At 55.3% G+C, this 17,328-nt stretch carries 15 protein-coding genes; 8 read left to right on the top strand and 7 right to left on the bottom strand.

The features are described from left to right. From ACMTNU_RS15860 to recN, 7 genes are all read left to right on the top strand, one after another. On the top strand, window positions 1-497 hold a 497-nt coding region (locus tag ACMTNU_RS15860), incomplete at its 5' end, for a molybdenum cofactor biosynthesis protein MoaE (RefSeq protein WP_413936279.1). A 51-nt stretch (window positions 498-548) separates the two neighbouring features. Beyond that, complete coding sequence (gene moaA, locus ACMTNU_RS15865; RefSeq protein WP_413936280.1) at window positions 549-1,613, top strand: GTP 3',8-cyclase MoaA; 1,065 nt, start codon at window positions 549-551, stop codon at window positions 1,611-1,613. A 387-nt stretch (window positions 1,614-2,000) separates the two neighbouring features. After that, a complete protein-coding gene (gene accD, locus ACMTNU_RS15870) occupies window positions 2,001-2,837 on the top strand; it encodes an acetyl-CoA carboxylase, carboxyltransferase subunit beta (protein WP_413936281.1) in 837 nt (278 codons plus the stop codon). Between the two features lie 25 nt (window positions 2,838-2,862). After that, a complete protein-coding gene (locus ACMTNU_RS15875) occupies window positions 2,863-4,161 on the top strand; it encodes a bifunctional folylpolyglutamate synthase/dihydrofolate synthase (protein ID WP_413936282.1) in 1,299 nt (432 codons plus the stop codon). Further along, entirely contained in the window at window positions 4,130-6,631 is a 2,502-nt protein-coding gene (locus ACMTNU_RS15880) for an LPS-assembly protein LptD (protein ID WP_413936283.1), read from the top strand. Before ACMTNU_RS15875 ends, ACMTNU_RS15880 begins: the two co-directional genes overlap by 32 nt. An 87-nt stretch (window positions 6,632-6,718) precedes the next feature. Beyond that, entirely contained in the window at window positions 6,719-7,066 is a 348-nt protein-coding gene (gene trxA / locus ACMTNU_RS15885) for a thioredoxin (RefSeq protein WP_413936284.1), read from the top strand. 17 nt (window positions 7,067-7,083) lie between these two features. Next, the gene (gene recN / locus ACMTNU_RS15890; protein ID WP_413936285.1) at window positions 7,084-8,763 is read left to right on the top strand and encodes a DNA repair protein RecN; all 1,680 of its coding nucleotides are present in this window, start codon (window positions 7,084-7,086) and stop codon (window positions 8,761-8,763) included. Between the two features lie 181 nt (window positions 8,764-8,944). Here the strand turns inward: recN and ACMTNU_RS15895 are convergent, their stop codons facing one another. From ACMTNU_RS15895 to ACMTNU_RS15925, 7 genes are all read right to left on the bottom strand, one after another. Then, window positions 8,945-10,072, bottom strand: a complete 1,128-nt coding sequence (locus ACMTNU_RS15895) for an HD domain-containing phosphohydrolase (RefSeq protein WP_413936286.1) — start codon at window positions 10,070-10,072, stop codon at window positions 8,945-8,947. A gap of 189 nt (window positions 10,073-10,261) precedes the next feature. After that, window positions 10,262-11,692 (bottom strand): sigma-54-dependent transcriptional regulator, encoded by a 1,431-nt coding sequence (locus ACMTNU_RS15900; protein ID WP_413936287.1) that lies wholly within the window; start codon window positions 11,690-11,692, stop codon window positions 10,262-10,264. Window positions 11,693-11,708: 16 nt separating this feature from the next. Beyond that, complete coding sequence (locus ACMTNU_RS15905) at window positions 11,709-12,917, bottom strand: ATP-binding protein (RefSeq protein ID WP_413936288.1); 1,209 nt, start codon at window positions 12,915-12,917, stop codon at window positions 11,709-11,711. 317 nt (window positions 12,918-13,234) lie between these two features. Continuing rightward, window positions 13,235-14,236: a hypothetical protein gene (locus tag ACMTNU_RS15910; RefSeq protein WP_413936289.1), complete on the bottom strand. Its 1,002-nt coding sequence runs from the start codon at window positions 14,234-14,236 to the stop codon at window positions 13,235-13,237. Between the two features lie 80 nt (window positions 14,237-14,316). After that, entirely contained in the window at window positions 14,317-15,192 is an 876-nt protein-coding gene (locus ACMTNU_RS15915) for a nuclear transport factor 2 family protein (RefSeq protein WP_413936290.1), read from the bottom strand. Window positions 15,193-15,284: 92 nt separating this feature from the next. Beyond that, on the bottom strand, window positions 15,285-16,031 hold the full coding sequence (locus tag ACMTNU_RS15920; protein WP_413936291.1) for a PP2C family protein-serine/threonine phosphatase: 747 nt from the start codon (window positions 16,029-16,031) through the stop codon (window positions 15,285-15,287). Beyond that, window positions 16,028-16,822 carry a ribonuclease H-like domain-containing protein gene (locus ACMTNU_RS15925; RefSeq protein WP_413936292.1) on the bottom strand — a complete coding sequence of 265 codons (795 nt, stop codon included), beginning with the start codon at window positions 16,820-16,822 and terminating at the stop codon, window positions 16,028-16,030. The genes ACMTNU_RS15920 and ACMTNU_RS15925 overlap by 4 nt, the downstream gene beginning before the upstream one ends. 108 nt (window positions 16,823-16,930) lie before the next feature. Here ACMTNU_RS15925 and ACMTNU_RS15930 point away from each other — a divergent pair, with 108 nt between their 5' ends. Beyond that, the gene (locus ACMTNU_RS15930) at window positions 16,931-17,323 is read left to right on the top strand and encodes a cyclophilin-like fold protein (RefSeq protein WP_413936293.1); all 393 of its coding nucleotides are present in this window, start codon (window positions 16,931-16,933) and stop codon (window positions 17,321-17,323) included. Window positions 17,324-17,328: the final 5 nt, after the last annotated feature.

Raw genomic sequence — 17,328 nt, forward strand, 5'->3', positions numbered from 1 at the left:
TCAGTGAGGGTGACGAGATCGCGCTGTTGCCGCCCTTTGCCGGAGGGAGTTCAATGAATACTGAGCCGGACGACAGCCAGTTTGTCCGTGTGCAGCGGGAGAATTTTTTTATTGATCAGGAGCTTGATCGCGTCAAGAGCCGGTCGAAACGGATTGGTGGTATTGCCACGTTCTTGGGCATCGCGCGTGATCGATCCCGCGGCAGAGATGTCGATGGGATTACGTTTGAGCACTATGAAGGGATGGCGCAGAAAAAGCTGCGGGAGATTCGTGAACGAGCTCTCAAAAAATTCGACATTCTCGAGTTGTTGATTATCCATCGGTATGGGGCCATCACGATCGGGGAGAATATTGTGCTCATCATCGCCGGGGCGGAGCACCGTGCCGACGCGTTCACCGCCTGTCGGTGGGCCATCGACGAGCTCAAACAAATCACGCCGATCTGGAAACTGGAACATACGCCGGAGGGAGAAGTCTGGGTCGAGGAACATCCGTAGGAATAGGTAAGGTGTGAGGGGGGAAAAGTTTTCGAGGGGAAGAGGAAGCCGGTGAGTTCAGAATCTATCAGTGCTGATCTTCCATCTGTGGTCGACACCTTTGGCCGTCCGCTCGGCAGCCTGCGGTTGTCCGTCACGGATCGCTGTAATCTTCGCTGCAGTTACTGCATGCCGGAGCCCGAGTATGTCTGGCTGCCGCGAGAGAACATCTTAAGCTTTGAAGAAATGGCGACGCTGGTAGGCGCTTTCACCGACTTGGGCGTCGACAAGGTCAGGCTGACAGGCGGGGAGCCGCTGTTGCGAAGAGACCTGGCTCGGCTGGTCCGGTTACTCAGACAAAACCGGTGCATCACTGAAGTTGCCTTGACGACGAACGGCATCCTCCTGGCTGAACAGGCGCAAGAACTCTACGAAGCGGGGCTTGATCGGATTACGGTCAGTCTCGATACCCTCCGTCCGGAGCGATTTCGCCAATTGACCAGACGGGATGAATTTTCACGTGTGGTCGAGGGGATTGAATCGGTCGGAAAGGTGGGATTCCCGAATCTGAAGCTCGACACGGTGGCGATTCGTGGATTCAATGACGATGAGCTAATTCCGTTGATTGAGTTTGCCAAACACTTCCAGGCTGAAGTGCGGTTTATCGAGTATATGGATGTCGGAGGCGCGAATGAGTGGAATCCCGATAAGGTGTTGTCGCAGGACCGCATCCTCGATCTCTTAGGCCGGTGGTACGGCCAGATTATCCCGATTCCAGGGCGTGGCGCAGCCCCGGCCCAACGATTTCGCTTGCCGGATGGGACGATCTTTGGGATTATTCCCTCGACGACTCAGCCCTTCTGCGCCCATTGCGATCGTAGCCGCGTGACCGCCGACGGGATTTGGTATGTGTGCTTGTATGCTGCATCGGGTGTGGATCTACGGAAACCGCTTCGGCGGGGAGCCGGTTCCGCGGAGATGCGAGAGCTGATTCGATCCGTGTGGATGGCTCGTCGTGACCGTGGAGCTGAGGAGCGAAAGGCCCTCGAGCGGCTCGGCCTCCGGTCCAGCGGGCTGATCGGTATCGACCAGCTCCGAGAAGATCCTCATTTGGAAATGCATGCTCGAGGCGGATGAGATTCTATCCAACGGATTTGCTACAATGGGCCCCATTCTCAACGGGGTTATGGCAGTCCATCTGTTCAACAATCGACCATGCAAGAGATTGGGTTTACTCCAGCATGACTCCGGAGACGGGGGGATATCCCTACGAGGAGCCATGATGTTCTCGGACTCTGTCAAGACGGCGCCGGCTGCTGGCCTTGAGTGCTGTGGTCCTCTGGTGGGGCCTCGGCCGCACCCCGGTGTGGTCGAGCTGGACCGGTCTCTATCGCGGCGTGTGGAGTCGGCTTGCTTGCTTGGCTGATGATGAGCGGGCGGACGACGTGATGGGAAGCGATATCCGGTTGAGGTGTGGGCTCACAGTGACGTTTCCCTGAATAGGTTCGGAAATGAGAGGGTGTGATGGCCTGGTTTAAAAAAGAGAAGCCCAACGATTCCGTTCCTCCTCCACGCTCAAAAGGCAGCGAGGGAATGTGGCTCAAGTGCAACCATTGCCGCGAGATCGTCTATCGAAAGGAAGTCGACCGCAACAACAAGGTCTGCCCGAAGTGCGAGTATCATTTTCCGATTTCCGTGACGGAACGGATCGGGTTACTCATCGATCTTGGCACGTTCAAAGAATGGGATGCCGGATTGGAAGCGCAGGATCCCTTGGCGTTTCAGGATACCAAGCCCTATCGTGAACGGGTGAAGGCTCATCAGGACAAGACCGGACGCAAGGATGCCCTGGTGATCGGAGAAGGATTGGTGAACGGAAGCCGCATCGTGTTGTGTGTGTTCGACTTCAGTTTTATGGGCGGGAGTATGGGTTCGGTCGTCGGTGAAAAACTCTGTCGTGCCATCGATCGTGCGTTGGAACTGAAACTGCCCGTGATCCTGGTGACCGCATCGGGTGGAGCCCGGATGCAAGAGGGCATTCTCTCATTGATGCAGATGGCCAAAACCTCGACGTCCGTGGCGAAGCTGGGTGAGGCCAAGCTGCCGTTCATCTCCATTCTTTCCGATCCGACATTCGGCGGAGTCACGGCCAGCGTGGCGATGTTAGGTGATGTGATCATTGCGGAACCCAAGGCCCTGATCGGGTTTGCAGGCCCTCGCGTGATCGAGCAAACGATCAAGCAGCAATTACCCGACCAGTTTCAGCGTGCCGAATTTCTGCTCGAACACGGCATGATCGACATGATCGTTGAACGTCGGCGTTTGAAGGAGACGGTCGGTACCCTCGTAAATCATTTTTAGGTTCCTGTATCCTCCCGGCTTGCTGATGAGCGATGCCTCAGTGATCGAATATCTCTATGGTCTCCAGAAACACGGCATCAAGCTGGGTCTCGAGACGATGCGCGTGTTATTGGATCGAGTGGGTCGTCCGCAGTCGTCGCTTCAGGTCCTCCATGTCGGGGGCACGAACGGCAAAGGATCCACGGCTTCCATGGCAGCGGCGGTCCTTCACCGTGCCGGTCGACGTGTCGGGTTGTATACGTCCCCCCACCTTGTCGACTTTCGTGAACGCATTCGTGTCAACGGTGAGATGATTCCAGAGGGTCGGGTCGAGGCGCTCCTCGCGCGATTGCGTGCGGTGCTGACGGATGACCTGCATCCGACGTTTTTTGAGATGACCACGGCTCTCGCCTTTCTGCATTTTGCCGAATCAGCAGTGGATGTTGCCGTTCTTGAGGTTGGGTTGGGGGGACGGTTTGATGCGACCAATGTGGTTGAGCAGCCGCTGGCCTGTGCGATTACGACGATCGGCATGGACCATCAAGAGTATTTGGGAACGACGGAAGAGGCCATTGCCTTTGAAAAAGGTGGGATCATTAAGCCCTGCGTGCCGGTGGTGATTGGTCGGATGGGGCAGGAGGCAGAACAAGTCTTGTCCCGTCTCGCCAAGGATCGCTCTGCACCACTCTGGCGTCTTGGTCGAGAATTCTCTCTTGAGCGGGCTCGCGACGGGCGACTGGTGTATCGAGGGGGCACGCATGTGATCGAGGGGGTGGAGTGCGGTTTGGTCGGTCGCCACCAATGGGACAATGCCGCCTGCGCGTTGGCGCTCCTGGAGGCAGCCGATCAACGAGGAATGACCCTGGACGAGGGGGCGGTCCTGGAAGGTTTGCGGACGGTCTCTTGGGAAGGGCGTTTGGAAACGATCGACGAAGCACCCCATGTGGTGCTCGATGGGGCGCATAACCCGGCTGCGGCAGCGGTGCTTGCACGGTATCTTACTGATTATGCCGTCCAGCACCCGGATTCACGGATGATCCTTGTCTGGGGCATGATGCGGGACAAGGATCACCGGGGATTTATCACCCCACTCTTGCCGGTGGTCTCAGAGATCGTCTTGACTCAAGCGGCCCTCGCGCGATCCGCCACGGTTCACGAGCTCCGTGCGGTGCTGGGTGAATGGGCGGGACCGGTGCAAGAGGCGATGCTTCCGACGGACGCGGTGGCCCTTGCCAGAGGGCGGGCGATGCCAGGTGATCTTATCTGCATCACCGGCTCCCTTATGCTCCTCGGGGATATCAAAGCGGCAATACGTGGCTGTGATCTGTCTCCGATTCGCGGCTAGCATGGGGGATCCTCTCGCGTGGCTTCGCCAAGGAGGTCTGCTCACCATCCTCACGCTTCTGCTCTCACCCCTTTCTGTCTCCGCAGCCGATCACTCAGGGGGAAGTGCCGGATCTTCTTCGGCTTCTACTCCTCTGGACATCACGGCAGAGCGGATCGACTATCAACAAGAACAGGAAATCTACGAAGCGAACGGGGCTGTGGTCATTCGTCAGGGAGGGATCACGCTGACCGCCGACCACGCCACCATTCAAGCCCTACCCGGGATTCTTACGGCCATCGGTCATGTTCATTTAACCGACGTCCAAGCTGATGTGACAGCCGAGCGATTGGAGTTGAACGTCAATACCGAGGCCGGTATTGCCACGCACGGGGAGCTGTTTATTCCTTCGCGTAATGCGCTTGTGTCGGGTCAATATCTACAGCGGTTGTCCGAATACCACTATCGTGTGAAAGACGGCAGCTTTACCAACTGTGATGCCCGAGAAGGAGAGGTGCCGGCTTGGCGGTTTCGTTTCAAGGATGTGGATATGACGATTGGTGATACGTTGGCCTTTAAAGGCGGATGGTTCTGCATCTTGGACGTGCCGACGATTCCTCTTCCGACCTTCTCGTATCCGATGGCGAGACGACAAACCGGGTTTCTGATTCCTACTCCGAAGTACAACAGTCGGTTTGGTTTTGGTGCGCAGGCCCACTTTTTCTGGGCGATCAGTCCGAGCCAGGATGTGACGATTTCACCGTCCTACTACAATCGATTGGGATACGGGTCTGATTTTGAATATCGCTACATATTGGACCGTCGATCGCGCGGCAAATGGTTCGTGAGTTATTTACAGCAGACCCAGCTCCCGGATGGGGCCGGTGCAACCGACGGAGAGAAGAGTGGTGAACAAGCCCGTGCAACAGTGACCGGGACCCATACGCAATATCTTACGAATACCTTGTTGCTGCGGGCCAATGCCAATTTGGTCACCGACCAGAACTTTTATCAGCAGTTGAGCAACTCGGGCGTCCTTCGAGCCCTGCCGAGTGCTGAATCGAATCTGTTACTCTCCCAACGGCTTCCCTACGGCAGCCTCTATCTCTTGGGTTTATATTTGCAGCCGTTACAGGCCGGCGGCAAAGATACCTTCCAGCGCCTTCCTGAAGCCGGATACAACTTGCCCTATGTCTCCCTGTTCAATTCACCGGTTCAGTACGGCATGGAAGGGAACTACGTCAATTTTTACCGGGAGGATGGATTTTCCCTCAATCGATTCAATCTCGTTCCCGGCATTGCGACGGAGCCGATTCACCTGGGACATCTCCTGGCTATTCGCCCGCAGGCGAAGTTCCGGGAGGTCTATTACACGAGGGGGGCTCAGTCGGAGGACGCCCAACATCGAGAAACTTTTTGGCTGGGGGTCGATGCCACCTCGAAGCTCACACGCCGCTTTGCATTGGCTGATGGCGGCAGTCTGTTGCATACGATGGAACCGACGGTGACGTATGAATATGTGCCCGGCACCAGACAATCGGCATTGGCCCAAATCGATCAAGCCGACGATCTTCCCAAGAAGAATCTCGTGACCTATATGCTCCGGAGTCGTGTGCTGGAATCGGGTACCAGGACGGCGTTCAACTGGCTGGATCTCACCGTCGCCCAGAGCTACCATGTCGGAGCCGTGCAGACGTTGGCGCGTGAATTTACACCGGGCGTCGCCCCTTTTCTCGGCTCGTTCACCCAGCCAATCCAGCCGGCGACGGTACCTATCCAAGGCAAGAAATTCTCCGACATCTGGATGCGAGCCGTGGTCGGGAACAATCTCCCTCCGCTGAGCAGTCTGTCGCAGTTAGATACTCCGATTTTTGGTCAGGGCGCTCAAGCCTGGGCGCTGCGGCCTCCCATCAATCGGTACGTGACTATGGATGCATTTTTTGATCCGTATCAGCTGACTGTCAGCCAATTCAACACGGATCTCCGATTTCAGGAGGGGACCAACTGGTATTTTGAAGTCGGGCAACGCTATACGAAGGACGGCAATCGAGTGAGGCGTGGGGACATTTGGAATCCCATCTCCTTTAACGAAGTGTTTGCGCCGACAAAAGAGATTCAATTTGTAACGATGGGTGGTGGGGTCCGCACCCCCTGGGGGTGGACATTCGGGGCCAAAGCCTATTATGACGTCAAACAGGGCAGAAGCCCGGAACTGGACGTCGTCGCGTTATATCAGAATCCATGTAAGTGCTGGTCATTGGGGCTCCATTACATCAAATTTCCCGATCGTGAGCAGTACGGGTTTATGTTGAATTTTACCGGTGTCGGCGGTGTGGGCAACGCGGAAGCTGTCCTCATGCGGACGTTGTTGAACCCGCTGGTATACGGAGAACGTGGACTGCCTTGGCCGGCTCCGGGGGGACCCTATGGATTGCCGCCACAGGTCTCCGAGACCACGGGTACTCGACCCGCTGTGCAAGCCGGGCGGTGATCCGTATTTGACTCTAAAAACACTGGTAGGGTACGATGACCGGGTTGTGATATGTGCGTGATGTTAACTCTGTAAGGAGGGGAAGACGTGGCTGGTGATGCCTTGAAGGTAGAAGATTCCACATGGGATGCAGAAGTCATGAAGGCTTCGGAGCTTGTGATGGTTGATTTTTGGGCCGTATGGTGCGGGCCCTGCCAGATGGTGGCTCCCATCGTCGATGAATTAGCCAAAGAATACGCCGGGAAACTAAAAGTTCGCAAGTTGAACACCGATGAGAATCCTGAGGTCGCTGGTCGGTACCAGGTGATGAGTATTCCGACCATTCTGTTTTTTAAGAATGGTCAGCCTGTTGAGAAGCTGGTCGGGGCCAGGCCAAAGCGTCAATTCAAGGAAATGATTGATTCACTTCTCGCTCAACATGCTGGGACTGCCTAGGCCGTCTCGTCGCAGCCATGCTCACTGAGCTGCGCATTACGAATTTTGCCGTCATTGAGCGACTGAGTCTGGAAATCGACTCGGGGTTTACCGTACTGACCGGAGAGACTGGGACAGGGAAGTCCCTGTTGATCGACGCGGTTGCGCTTCTCGTGGGCGGTCGTGTTTCAAGTGAGCAAATCCGGTTTGGTGAGGATGAAGCGCAGCTCGAAGCGGTTTTCGAGATACCACCCACTCATTCCATCCTTCCTCGGCTTCGGGCTCAAGCACTTCTTGGTCCGAACGATTGTGAACTCATCATCCGACGCACGATTGCCCGGTCCGGGAGAAACCGAGTCTATCTGAACGGAGTTCTCAGCCCGGCGCACACGTTGGAAGAGTTTGCCGGTACACTCATCGATATCCATGGTCAACATGATCAGCAGTCGTTGCTCTCCGGCTCAGCTCAGCTGGAGGTATTGGACGCATTCGGGCGTCTGCAAGATCTGCGGAGCCAATACCAATCGAGTCATCAAGCGTGGGCCAGGGCCCGTCGCACGCGTGCTGAGTTGGCCGCTGCGAACGACCAGCGGATGCAGCAGCACGACGTGTTGAGCTTTCAGCAACAAGAATTGGATCAAGCAGCCTGTCGTCTTGGAGAGGAAGAAGGGCTCCAAGCCGAGCGGAAACGGTTAGCATCGTCTCGTCGTCTAGAAGAGCTGGGATCGGAGGCTCAAGCTCAGCTTCAGGGGGATGGGCAGGGGATTTTGGCTGGTTTGGCGTTGGTCGAGCGAGCGATAGGGGAACTGGCTCAGCTCGATCCGGAGATGAAAACTACAGCGGGGCTTGTCTCAGAATCCAGAGTGCTCTTGAAGGAAGTCGCGGATGGCCTTCGTGGGTATGTCGAAGGGCTGGATGCCGATCCATCCCGATTGACGACGATCGAGGATCGTTTGGCGGTTATCCACAGGATGAAGAAGAAATATGGAGGGACGATCGAGGCCGTGCTCGCTACGCAGAGCCGGGTGAAGGAGGAGCTGGAGCGGCTCAGCCGCTCCAGCAGTGAGCTTGATCAGCACGATCGTCTGATCCGCGAACAACAACAAGTTGTTGCTGGATTGGCGCGCCAGCTTTCGGAAAAGCGAACCGAGGCGGCCAGCTCGTTGACGAGACTGGTCGGAAAAGACCTCGAGGCGTTAAAGATGGGACCCGTGAGATTTCTTGTTCAGGTGGAGCCGGCGGAATCAGGCGTCGAGTACGGTCCGGACGGGGTTGATCGGGTTGAGTTTCTGTTATCGACGAATAGCGGTGAGCCCCTCAAACCAATGGCCCGTGTGGCCTCAGGTGGGGAGCTCTCTCGGGTGATGTTGGCGCTGAAAACGGTGCTTGCAGATGTGGATCGGGTGCCGGTGCTCATTTTTGATGAGATTGATACGGGAGTTGGGGGAGCTGTGGCAGCTACGATCGGTAAGCGTTTGCGCGCCTTGGGGCACTATCATCAAGTATTGTGTATCACCCATCTCCCGCAAGTTGCCTCTCAGGCCGATCACCATTTCTGCGTTGAAAAGTCCGAGGTCAAGGGACGGACGGTAGCCAAGGTGCGTGTCTTAGTCGGCGCTAGTCGAGAGAGCGAAATTGCCCGCATGCTTGGCGGTGAGCGGGTGACTCAGAAGACGCGAGCGACAGCTGCGGAGTTGATCGCCGGAGCACAAGAGTAGCCTCGCAGGTTATTCAAAAGGCCGCTGGCGGCATGCTCGCGGCGATCAGAGGTTCCACATATGGAGAGGAAGACGCATCGCTCCTTCGCGACCGGCGGCCTTTCTGAACAGCTTTGAGGGATGTTCTGGCTCGTAGACGAAATTCTAGATCGGGGTCGGTCTATCGTTTGACGACAACCTGTTAGGCAGCTGGAACGGCGGTCATCGTTGGGATGGAAGCGGTCGATTCTTTGACGACGTCGATGAACAGTTCCAGCAGCTGTGGGTCGAACTGCATCAGCGACGGGTCTGCAATCCGTTGAATGGCTTGTTCCATGGAAAGGGGAGAGCGTCCTGGAGCATCTGCCGTCAAATGGTCAAACAGCTGAGCCATACCGACAATGCGAGCCAAGCGCGGAATCTCTGCACCCTGAAGTCCCAGGGGATATCCTTGTCCATCCCACCGCTCGTGATGAGCAGCGATAATCTGTCCGACTTCAGCTGGGAGCCCCAAGGACTCAATCATTCGAGCCCCGTTGCCAGGATGTTCTCGGCACAAGACAGGTTCTCGTGATGGAAGAACTTGATCGTCAGAAAACCGATAGTGAGGGAGGCTTGTTTTACCAATATCGTGGAGAAAGGCTCCCAGAGCCAAGGCCTTTTGGTCAGCGAGAGAAAGATTGAGTCGAGCCGCCATCAATGTGGCATAGAAACTCACACGACTCGAGTGATTCAATAATTGACGGTCAGTCGCCTCGAGGATGTCGGAGAACAGCGGAAGCAGCCTCATCTCGTCCTGCGAGGAGATCACCGCAACGGGCTCATGGTTTGGAGACAGGGAAAAGTAGTCGGCTTGGAGGGTTTGCCAGGCATGGGTGCTTTGTTCCGGAGATCTCCAAAGTTCCGGTGAGTTACGGAGGTACCGCCGAAGAAAATCTAGCCGCCGTTTCTTCTCGATTGTCTGCTGAATGAGCGTGGTCAGTTCGTGGGTATTAAACGGTTTCAGGAGGTAACCTGCCGCACCGTGGCGAATGCCTTCCATGGCTGATTTCAAACTTCCGTATCCAGTGACAATTACAACTTCTATATCGGGATAATTGAGCTTGATTTCTTGGAGGAGTTCGAGGCCGGGGCGATCCGGCAGTTTTTGATCGAGGGTAATCAGGTCAATTGATTGCTGTCTGAGCAGCTCAAGCGCCGTCCTGGCATTCTCAGCACAGTGAATGGTACAAGATGGACCAAGAACAACTTTCAATGCGTCTCGCGGGCCTACCTCATCATCAATGATGAGAATAGTGGGTCTTGTGGGAGATGGTGCAGAAGTCGTCATGCGATCTATACTAGGACCGTCACGACCAGAATTAAGCAAAAAGTGTTCCTTATCAATAAGTTACAATTAATACGTATATGTAGTAGTTCGCATTGTTAGTAATGCTATATATACGCATGTAAGCTAAGTTTATGAATATTCTTCACATATCAATGAGGTGCGGCTGTGGCATTCTTGTTGACGAGTGTGTCATTCTTGCGTGTGAAGTTCGGAATCCTGAGTAGTTGAATTATCAGGCCGCCCGATACCGAGTGTATCCATCCGATACTTCAGCATTCGGCGGCTGATCCCCAGTAGATTCGCAGCATGGGTCTGGACATAATTAGTTCGCTTCAAGGCATCGAGAATGATTTCTCGCTCAAATTCCATCACGGCTTTCTCGAGCGACATTCGACCGGCCAGGGTGTCGTCGCGGAGTGATGGCGAACGTGAAGTACTTTTCATCGAAGTCGGTAAATGCTCCGGGGTAATTTCTGTTGCATGTTGAGACCAGATAAATGCCTGCTCGATAAAGTTTTCAAGCTCACGCACATTACCAGGCCAGGGATAACGGGTTAGAAGTTCCAGTGCCTCTTTCCCAAATTCAATAGGAGGACGCTGTGCTTCTTCCAACCGTTTCTCCAAAAAATGGTTGGCGATGAGGGGGATGTCTTCGGTTCGTTCACGAAGAGGAGGTAGATAGAGTGAGATCACATTGATGCGATAGTACAGATCTTCTCGGAACAACCCCTTTCGGACGAGGTCATCGAGGTTTTTGTTCGTTGCCGCGACGATGCGGACATCGACCTTAATCGGTTGCACTCCGCCGATTCTCGTAAACTCTCGTTCTTGAATGACGCGCAAGAGCTTGGCTTGTGTAATCGGGCTGAGATCGCCGATTTCATCGAGGAATAAGGTTCCTGTATTTGCAAGTTCGAACTGCCCGACACGTCGGGCTGTGGCGTCCGTAAAGGAACCTTTTTCGTGGCCGAAGAGTTCGCTTTCAATCAGCGTCTCGGGCAGTGCGGCACAGTTGAGTGCGACAAACGGACGCTCTCGGCGGGAACTGTTGTAATGGAGCGCCTTGGCGACCAACTCTTTGCCGGTCCCACTTTCTCCGGTGATGAGCACCGTGGTTCGGCTATCGGCAACCTGCTCAATTTTTGCGTAGATCTCCTGCATTCCCTGACTTTTCCCGATCAGATTGTGAAACGCGTATCGTTTGACGACTTGGGCCCGTAGTTGGGTGACTTCTTGTTCCAACTCCGAGGAGTTCAGGGCACGGTCGATCACGATTCGAAGTTCGTCGACGTCGAAGGGTTTCGAGAGGTAGTCGGCTGCCCCCAACTTCATCGCGTCTACGGCCGTTTTTACGGATTTGGTGCCGGTGAGCATGATCACCGGGGTGGATTTCCGCTCCGTTCTGAGCATCTGCAGCACGGCGAGCCCGTCGGTACCAGGCAGGACGATGTCGAGCAGAACCAGGTCGGGATCTTCTTTGCGGAAGATGTCGAGACCTTCAGGCCCGTCGCTCGCTTGGGCGATATCATACAGTGGCTCTAACACCATTTTCAGCGAGGTGCGGACCCTGGGCTCATCATCGATCAATAGCAATCGTTTTTTGGGAATGACGCTTTCCACAAGGGCTCCTTGGGTACTACTGCTGAAGCGCGGGAAGAGTAATGCGGAAGGTCGTTCCTTGACCTACCGTGCTGGCTACGTGAATGTCCCCGTGATGCTCTTGAATGATCTGGTGTGCGATGGTCAAACCCAGCCCGGTTCCTGCGTTCATCGTGCTCGTATGTTTGGTCGTAAAGAATGGATCGAAGATGTGCTCCAGATTTTCGGGTGCGATCCCCTGTCCGGTATCTTCGATGTCGATCTGCATGAAGAGGGTACCCTCCGGTTTCTGGAATTGACGCGTCCGTACCCGTAGGCTCCCCGGTCCCTTGCCAACGGCATCGAGGGCATTCAAGAGGAGATTCAAAAGCACCTGCTTGATTTGCTGCCGATCCAGCATGCCACGAGGACGCTCAGGCGCCAACTGTTTTTCAATCTTGATCCCCCGGGTGTCTGCCGTGACTTGGATGAAGTACAGACAGGACGTGACGATGTCATTGAGGTCCTCGTCGGTCAGCTGGGGTTCCATGTAACGGGCATAGTCAAGGATCTCTTGAATCAATCGCTCAATCCGATTGACATCCTCTAGGACAATGCGACTGAACTCCCCGATAAATTGGCTGTCGTCTTTTCTCTCGGGAGCCAGCTGAATAAAGGTCTTAATGGACGTTAACGGGTTGCGGATTTCGTGGGCAAACCCGCCAGCGATGATTTCCAGGGAGCGCAACCGGTCGGTTCGGCGCATGAGGGCCTGAGATTGTCGGAGATCTTCGTAAATCAGGAGCGAATCAAGAGCATTCGCGGCACCCTGGGCCATCGCGGTCAGGAGTTCCATGGTTTCGGGTGAGAGTGTTCCATGTGCGGTCGGAGAATGGAGTACTGTAAACGCGATCAGGGTTCCATGTGTGATGAGTGGAACGGCCAGGGTATGGGACTTTGACAGGGTATCCGGGATGTCATGTGAGAGTTCGGGCTGTGGGGTAAGAGTTGATCCCAGCCCGTCGAAAATGTGTTGGCCTACGATGAGAGCTTGGACCAGCGGATGGTCGATGGCCATGACCGAAGGAACCGTAAACATCTTAATGGGTCCGAACGTATGCATCTGACGGTAGTGGTGATGCTCTCGTTCGAACAGGAACAGTGATCCGTGTGGACAGCGAGAGATTTCAGAGAAGTTCGAAAGAATGTAGTCAGCTAAGCGCGTCAGACTTGTCGGGTGTCCGATCGCTTGCAGAAACCGTGTCATGGTCTGAATCGACTCATGACCGGCTGAAGAAGAATTGGTTTGGGAAGATGTCGCGACTATCATCACTGAGCAATGTTGAGGTAAATGGCCGTCTATTGTGTTTGGTGAAATATAGTACGTATGAATCCTAGGTGTTACCAGTATACAAGCCAGGTACCGGTTCTACCAAAGGATTTGGACTTTTTGACGGAGATTCAGTTGAGGGCGTGCCGGATGGGGATATCCGGAATTAAAGAGGGAATCGAGACGAATCTAGCGGGAGTGGAACTGGAGAGCGGAAGCCCGGACCAGCCTGCTGGTCCGGGTTAATTATCGTGCTACTGGGTCAGGGCGGCACTCTTTGCCGGGCAAGAACCGGGTGTCATGTAGAGCAAGTAGTTGCCCATTCCATGTTGAGGTTCTTTGTTTTGAAGAGAGTGGTGGTAGACCATAACCATCTCATAATCATCATCTTTTGAGATGGGGAACCCTTGGGCGTCTTTATACACCTGATGAGGTAAGAATTCACGGAGTGTTCCATCCCGTTCGGCATCGGGGATGGTCCGGAGGAGCGTCTGTTTCTTGGTCTTATTTTCCAAAGCGATCAGGAGCAATTCGTCATGGCCGTGGGGATACGCATATTTGACGCAACCGTCCATGCTAAACTTCAACGGTGCCGTACGGACTTGGACACCCGGTCCGATTTCGATCCCTTCGTCTGTTTGATCCGCAGGGCGATCTCCGAATTTTGTAAAGCAGACGATGTTCACGCCGACCTGATAAATCTCCATTTCCTTCGCCGGTTTAGTTTTCGGTGCAAAATACATGGTGAAGGTGGCGATGACATTTTTCGTGGGGGGAGCGCCGTGATAAAACGCAACGACCGTCATCAGCTTATCGTCCTTCGCGAGTTTCACGCCGTATCCCTCAGGAAAGTGGGTTTCAGCCATTTCGAGCCCGGCTCCTCCAAAGAAGAGTGGTTCACCCGGACATGACACGCTGGGCTTGGTATTGTTGATCATTAAAATGTGGTGCAGATAGTTTCTGGGCAATTCCTTGCCTTCGACGGTAGAGAGGGCCGACTTGAAACCGATGAGATATTTGTCCTCAGGCAGTTGGAAGTTGAACCGAGGCATGGAGTCGCCCATATCACCTTCACCGTGGCCGGTCGGAAGATCGATGGGGCCGAAGGTCAAGGTCGCCGTGTTCTCGCCATACGTGATCTTTGACCCGACTTGTTTTTTCAGTGTGGGAACGGCATGGTGATCATGACCCCCGTCCGCATAGGCCGATGAGATCATGAAAAACGTTGCAAGAAACAGAACGAGGGATCTGTACATAAGACCTCCCAGAGGCAGTAAAGCGATGATGTTGAACCGGACTCCGATTTGTCGATATACGTTTGAAGCAGCGGGTTGACTCATTGGCTACTGGCCGGTGATGATGGGACTTTCTTCCAGTGATAGGTGCCGCCGTGTTCCTTCGGCGGGATATTCTTTCTTGTATCGACTCGTGTGTACCACCAGATTCCCTTGGCCTCTTTCCCGTCGTCCGAGAGGAGCACCTCAAAGCCACCCTCTCGATCATTGCCGGGCTGATACCAGGTGCCCTGCCAGAGGCGGTTTTCAATTTTGGTGGTGACGAACCGGCCGCCTTGTTGCGTGTAGGGGCCGTTTCCACTCTTGTCGAGGGTGGCCTTGTAACGTTTCTCATCCTCGACTTCGAGAATATCCCAGTCTCCGCTGACATCAGGCATTGACGCGGGAGCGGTAGTGACGAGTTTTTGTGCCCCAGCTGCTGCTGACGGGGACGCAAGCGGGCCGCCAAGTTGAGCAGATCGAAAAGACTCATGCCATGACAGCAGTTGCCATCGTCCGGCACGACGCTCGAGCACACCGGTTTCCCGTAAAGGAAGCACGGTTCGTTTGACGGCTGATCCCTCGCCGACATAGCGGATATAATCGACCTCCATCGCGAACCAGGCCAGATCTCCCTTGGTCCAGACCTTCAGCTCGGTGATCGGGATTTCGATTTTCTGAGCGTTGACAAATTCCTCACGCATCTCCCGCTCGAAGTCCGGCCAGCCGACGTATTTGCGACCGCCGACGGTATAACTGACGATGTCGGCATCGTGGGCCATGAGGCGTGACAGTGCAGGGAGGTCTTTCTCGGCATTCGCACGTATCATCAGGCGAATGGCGGTCTCGGGATCGGAGGGTTCTGCAGCCCAGGAATTCGTTGTGACGAGGAGAAGAAAGACGAGACTTCCAAAAACAAACGACGCCTGTTGGCGCATGTAAGGACTCCCTCAGTATGACGGGTTTCACTCGGTGATGAGGGAACGTACACGCCCTCGTGGGCCTTGTCAACTCCGAAGTCGACGGCGTCTTATCGATAGGCGACAACGACGACCGTGACGTTGTCTTCGCCGCCACGATCGAGTGCTGCGGCGATCAGACGATCACAGGCACCGGCCGGACTGGGATCGCCATTGCAAAGAACACGTTGGATATCCTGATCCTCCAACATTTTTGTCAGGCCGTCCGAGCAGAGAATCACGAGATCATCTTCGTGCATGGCACAGCCGGCAATCGTGGGGGCTGCTGTTGCCGTGACGCCAAGGGCCCGAGTCAGGACATGTCGTTCGGGGTGGGTTTTGGCTGTTTCCGGAGTGAGGATGCCACGTTCAAGGTATTTTTCGATCAATGAGTGATCTCTGGTGAGTGGAGTCAGCGCCCCAGCTCGAAACCGGTAGGCACGGCTGTCACCGATGTGAGCCACGTAAGCCATGGAGGTTTGATCGGGGATGACTGTCAGCAGCACGAGAGTGGTCCCCATGCCCTTGAGTTTCGGTTGGGAGCGGGCCTGAGCCAAGATGGCTTCGTGCGCGCGACTGATCAGTGCAGTCAGCACATCGATTGGTGAGGTTCCGCTACGGAGCTGCTCCTGTGAGAACGCAGCTTGGGCTTGCACCGTCGCGATGGCCGTTTGGGCCGCAACCGCGCCACCCACGTGACCGCCCATTCCGTCGGCGACCGCCCACATGCCTGCGGAGTCGATGACGGCAAAGGCATCCTGGTTTGATGTCCGTACCAGACCGGTTTCGCTTCGGCCGATGCCGATCCATGTACTCATCGGGTTTCAGTTGGGTGAAAGCTAGACAACGCGATCAACGACGGTCCTAATTGATTCATCAAATCCTCCGCAAATCGATCGGCCAGAAGCACGAGATGTTCAGTATCCGCCCGGTTGTAGGCTAAGAGCCGGTCACGAGCGGCCACGTCCCCATCACCCCACTGAGCCCAGAGGCGAACTGCGTCCCATCCATCCAGACCCCGGATAGATTTGCTCCGCTCGATACCCAGCGTCTGTTCAATGTGCTTGAGTCCGCCCTGTAATGCAAGTCGGCGTGCGGCAAAACACAGATCGAAGTGCCAGGGAGGTAGACGAAGTCCGGGAAACTTAGCACAGAGATAGGGAATATCAAACCGGGATCCAAAAAACGTCACGAGGAGATCGCAGTGATCGAGTTCGGCCTGTAGTCGTTCTGCCGTGAGGGTTTCCCCTCGCACCAGGCTCAGCGTGTGTCCATGGTGATGGAGTCCGACAACCGTGACCTCGCCTTCCTGTGGAGAGGCACCGGTGGTCTCAATGTCCAGATAGCCTGCACGGGAACGGCAGGTGCCGTAGAGCCGCCAATGTTCGCGCCGCGGAAAGCGCGCAGCCAATTGATCCAACCGGCCCTGTTCCGCCGATGATTGTGCCGTACGGAGTTCATCGTCGTACCAACGTTTCCGAGCCGTCGAGAGCCCGGGAATTGCAGGTTGAGCGAGGAACTGCGTCCAGTTCAGCGTACCCTCCTGCCACCAGCGGCGTTCCGTGACAGGACCGACGCCAGGCAAGAAGATAAAGCTGGAGGTGAGCATCACGGAGGATTGTAGCCTTGATTTCGCGTAGGAGACAAGCTAGAGTTCGCGACATCTATTACAACTGCAGTAGTATGGTGCAGCAGTACAGCCAGGAACTGTTTGCAGATGGATCCCACGACTGTGCCGGCAAAACGAATTCGTATTACCGTCGGCGGTGTTCAGCTCGAAGCAGAACTTCGAAAGACCAAGACGGCGGATGAGGTGTATGCGGCGCTTCCTGTGACGGCGCCGGTTCATACATGGGGAGAGGAGTTCTATTTTCCCCTTTCCGGAGTCCGCGACCATCGAGAAACGGCAACGACGCAAGTCAAAGTGGGTGATGTCGCATTCTGGGGTGCCGGGCAAGTCCTTGCCATCTTTTTTGGACGGACGCCGATGAGTACGGGAGTTGACCCGGTGCCGGCCGATCGGGTGAATATCATCGGAAAGATTATCGGCGATGCCGCACAGCTCCGGCAGGTCATGCACGCGCCGTCCATTGTGCTCGAGCAGGGGTAAACGCG

The sequence above is a fragment of the Nitrospira sp. BLG_1 genome, assembly GCF_047338595.1.
Taxonomy (GTDB): Bacteria; Nitrospirota; Nitrospiria; order Nitrospirales; family Nitrospiraceae; genus Nitrospira_D.